The sequence below is a fragment of the SAR324 cluster bacterium genome, assembly GCA_029245725.1.
In the GTDB taxonomy this organism is placed as follows: domain Bacteria; phylum SAR324; class SAR324; order SAR324; family NAC60-12; genus JCVI-SCAAA005.
The window spans coordinates 1-2,833 of sequence record JAQWOT010000171.1 but is presented as its reverse complement, the minus strand read 5'-3'; the positions used below and the strand labels follow the sequence as shown (position 1 = coordinate 2,833).

The following is a 2,833-nucleotide window of genomic DNA, read 5'->3' as shown; positions in this document are numbered from 1 at the left end:
GATCTCTTCGACCATTACTATATATCTCTAATGTTTCTTTTTTTTTCATAAAATTATTTAAATTTATGGCGTTGGATCTAAAGGTTCGTTTAGCTTCTGGATTACTAGTTTCAAAGAAACTTCCAACATCGTTTTTTTGTTTTCAGAATTAGTTTAAGGAATTACAACTAAAGTTTCAATGTGGTGGAGTCAAGGAGGATCGAACTCCTCACTTTTGTGCTTATTTGCTAATTAAACAGCATATACTTGTCCATATACATGTCCAGCATTCCAAAATTCACCACCTAAATCTAAAATTTATTTACCCACAAGCTAGCAGCGTATTTTCTCTTTGATCTCTCTAAAATTAAATCTTCCCCTATCATTGCTTTCTTAACGCTGTTTCAATTTTTTCGTCAGTATCATCAGTGATCAGCCCCCTCACCCTGCTAAATTGGGGCAGGATTAGTTTTATTGCTATCAAAACCCTTTCAGAGGAGTAAATGCAACCAGCCTCTGTAAGCTGGTAGAATTGATTCTACTAACATTATCACTTTTTAATTTGGTCAAGCACGCCGATTAAAAAACCTTAGATCATTCGTTGGGCCTGCCTTGGGCAAGTGCTAGTGGCCAAACTTCACCACTTCCATTTTTGCGAAGTAACCATGACGAAATCGTCAGAGTCCACCCAGACAAGATAACATCATCGACAAGCAAGACTGGACCGGAGAGAATTTGGTCTCGGAGTGTAGCAAGTGATCCATCAACGTTTCTAGCTTGCTGGAAACTGTTGTTAAACTTGTTTTGTTCGGGTCGTGAGTCAATCTTCTCAATTGCTACTCTGAAAGATAAATTTAAAGCCTGTGCAAGTCTTTTGGCAAAATCTTGAACCAGCGTTGGATTCCGTAAAGATGGGACACAGGTCACCCATGTTGGAGCCGGCTGGGGACCCCACTCCTTGAGCATAACTACGCAAGCATCGATCAACTCATCAGAAAAGTACTGTTGTTGGTTTTTGCCAACATTCACCAAATCTCCTAAACCTGCATCCCCCAAAAGACTTAATACTTTCCCAGAGTTAGCTTGGTAACTTTTGGCAATCTTACCGTGGTTGTTTGAATGCTTCAGTCCACCATTAGGCCATTGCTTTCGATGATTAATTGGCAGGTGGTATCTTTTGAGAAAAATGTTTGCTTCTCTGAGTTTATCTTTGGGAAAATCTTCAGACAATGCTTGCAAAGATGAAGTAATGACATCACTCGGCTTACCGTCTAATTCGCTAATTAGAAATGACATGTGTTGACCGAATGGGAGATGCACGTATTCGCGCATTCGCTGCTGTTCTCTTCGACGAAGTTTTGTTAGGCGTTCAGCCCGCTCCCAGAAATCCTCTGACAAGGAAACCTCCGTCTTTTGCCAATGCCTCCCATTTTTGGTGATTGGTGGGGGCGACTCCAGTGCAAGTAACGATAGAGTTTTTTCAACCCTACCTTGGCTAAGATTAACTTCTTTTAGCAACTGGGGCACCGATAAGCCTGCAGGATGGGCCTCAAGTTGAGCGACTACTTCTTTAACCTCTTCATTTGTGGGAAAGGCACTTTTAATAAACCAATTAGCAATGTCATCCTCTTCTTTTCCACTTAGCAAAATTCCATAGGCAGCATCCAAGGCACGACCTGCTCTTCCCACCTGCTGGTAATATGCAACCACTGAAGATGGCATTTGATAGTGTATTACAAATGAAAGATCAGGCTTGTCATACCCCATCCCTAGTGCCGTGGTGGCAACTAAGGCTTTGATGCGGTTTTCAGAGAGAGCTTGTTCCAACTCCAGACGGCGGGCACCCGATTCCCCAGTGTAGGCTTCAACATCAAAACCCTGACTATTCAACCAATTGGCTACTTGGTTGGCGTCTCGCACCGTCAGGGTGTAAATGATGCCATGGCCAGCTAGTGCAGTGAGTTGATGGGAAAGCCAAGCAAGACGCTCAGCTTTACTTTCCAGACGAATGGTTTGGAGAGTGAGAGATGGCCGATTGAGATCACCTCTTGAAATTCTAAGATTTGGGCCCAACACATTTTCCAGATCCTGCACTACTCGGTTGTTTGCGGTAGCAGTGGTGGCCAACAACTTAATGTTAGAAGGCATATTTCTAATGAATCTTTCAAGCAGGCGATAATGCGGCCGAAAGTCGTGCCCCCAGTCTGAAATGCAGTGTGCCTCATCAACTACTACCAGCGAAACATGTAGCGAAAGTCCACCAAGTATCTCTGCCCTGAATCGCTCGTTAGCCAAGCGCTCCGGAGAAATGAGCAAAATGTCGATTTCATTTTGCTTTATTTTCACTTCGACTTCAGTCCACTTTTCTATGTTGTCAGAGTTGATTGTCGCGGCTCGAACCCCCATCCGCTCTGCGGCAGCTATCTGGTTCCGCATCAGTGCGAGTAATGGAGAAACCAACAAAGCTGGACCGCACCCAGCTTCCCTCAATATTTTGGTAGAAATAAAATAGACAAAGCTCTTACCCCAACCTGTCTTTTGAACCACAAGCAGGCGATGATCACCATCGGTTATTTGTTGGATTGCCTCTTCTTGTCCATCACGAAAAATGGTATGAACTTGACCTGAACCAAGACGCAGCAATTCTAAAGCTCTGTCAGCAGAATAAACTTTTTCAGTCATTCAGTATTTTGATGATTAGGGCAACTTGTAATGCATTTGTTTAATAGATTGCAAACATCAGAGATAAACAACTGATAACAATCAAAATATAGATAGATAGATTTGTGGTCAAAACAACTGTCTCAATATTTCTTGAATTCTTTTTGGGGCCTTGCTTGTATTGAGTTCCCGT

1 protein-coding gene is annotated in these 2,833 nt (G+C 42.7%); it reads right to left on the bottom strand.

Features of this window, described 5'->3' with window-relative positions; genetic code table 11:
- Nucleotides 1–573: 573 nt before the first annotated feature.
- The gene (locus P8O70_08825; GenBank protein ID MDG2196979.1) at nt 574–2,661 is read right to left on the bottom strand and encodes a RecQ family ATP-dependent DNA helicase; all 2,088 of its coding nucleotides are present in this window, start codon (nt 2,659–2,661) and stop codon (nt 574–576) included.
- Between the last annotated feature and the right edge of the window lie 172 nt (nt 2,662–2,833).

Coding starts and splice junctions, on each gene's coding strand:
- P8O70_08825 (MDG2196979.1), bottom strand. CDS start 2,661: ATGACTGAAAAAGTTTATTCTGCTGACAGAGCTTTAGAATTGCTGCGT.